The 1,211-nt window shown below is 70.9% G+C and carries 1 protein-coding gene; it reads right to left on the reverse strand.

Annotation, left to right across the window (positions count from 1 at the left end; genetic code table 11):
* The coding region (locus ACFY0U_RS45675; protein ID WP_388646480.1) for a urocanate hydratase at positions 1 to 1,211 on the reverse strand (1,211 nt) is incomplete at both ends.

Genomic DNA, 1,211 nt, shown 5'->3' on the forward strand with positions numbered 1-1,211 from the left:
CCGGCGAGCTTCGTGCCGTCGGCCACGGACACCTGGCCGGCGTGGATGGAGCGGCCCATGCCCACGCCGCCGCCGTGGTGGATGGACACCCAGGACGCGCCGGACGCCACATTGACCATGGCGTTGAGCAGCGGCCAGTCGGCGATCGCGTCGGAGCCGTCGAGCATGGCCTCGGTCTCGCGGTAGGGGGAGGCGACGGAGCCGGAGTCGAGGTGGTCGCGGCCGATCGCCAGCGGGGCCGCCAGCTCGCCCGAGGCGACCATGTCGTTGAAGCGTTCGCCGGCCTTGTCGCGTTCGCCGTAGCCGAGCCAGCAGATCCGGGCGGGCAGGCCCTGGAAGTGGACCCGCTCCCCCGCCATCTTGATCCAGCGGGCGAGGGACTCGTTCTCCGGGAACAGCTCCAGGATCGCCTTGTCGGTCTTCGCGATGTCGGACGCCTCACCGGACAGGGCCGCCCAGCGGAACGGGCCCTTGCCCTCGCTGAACAGCGGCCGGATATAGGCAGGGACGAAGCCGGGGAAGGCGAACGCCCGCTCGTACCCGGCGAGCTGGGCCTCGCCGCGGATGGAGTTGCCGTAGTCGAAGACCTCCGCGCCGGCGTCCATGAAGCCGACCATCGCCTCGACGTGCTGGGCCATGGACTCACGGGCGCGGGTGGTGAAGCCCGCCGGGTCCTTGGCGGCGGCATCGGCCATGTCGTCGAAGTCGACGCCGACGGGAAGGTAGGCGAGGGGGTCGTGGGCCGAGGTCTGGTCGGTGACGATGTCGATGGGGGCGCCCTCGGCCAGCATCTGCGGGAGCAGTTCGGCCGCGTTGCCGAGCAGGCCGATCGACAGAGGCCGGCGGGCGTCGCGCGCCTCCACCGCCAGTTCCAGCGCGTGCCGCAGGTTGTCGGCCTTCACGTCCAGGTAGCGGTGCTCGATCCGGCGCTCGATCGCGCGCGGGTCGACGTCGATGCAGATCGCGACACCGTCGTTCATGGTGACCGCGAGGGGCTGGGCGCCGCCCATGCCGCCGAGGCCGGCGGTGAGGGTGATGGTCCCGGCGAGGGTGCCGTTGAACTTCTTCGCGGCGACGGCGGAGAAGGTCTCGTAGGTGCCCTGGAGGATGCCCTGCGTACCGATGTAGATCCAGGAACCGGCGGTCATCTGCCCGTACATGGTCAGGCCCAGGGCCTCCAGACGGCGGAACTCCTCCCAGTTCGCCCAGTC

This window comes from Streptomyces sp. NPDC001536 (assembly GCF_042894505.1).
Classification (GTDB): domain Bacteria; phylum Actinomycetota; class Actinomycetes; order Streptomycetales; family Streptomycetaceae; genus Streptomyces.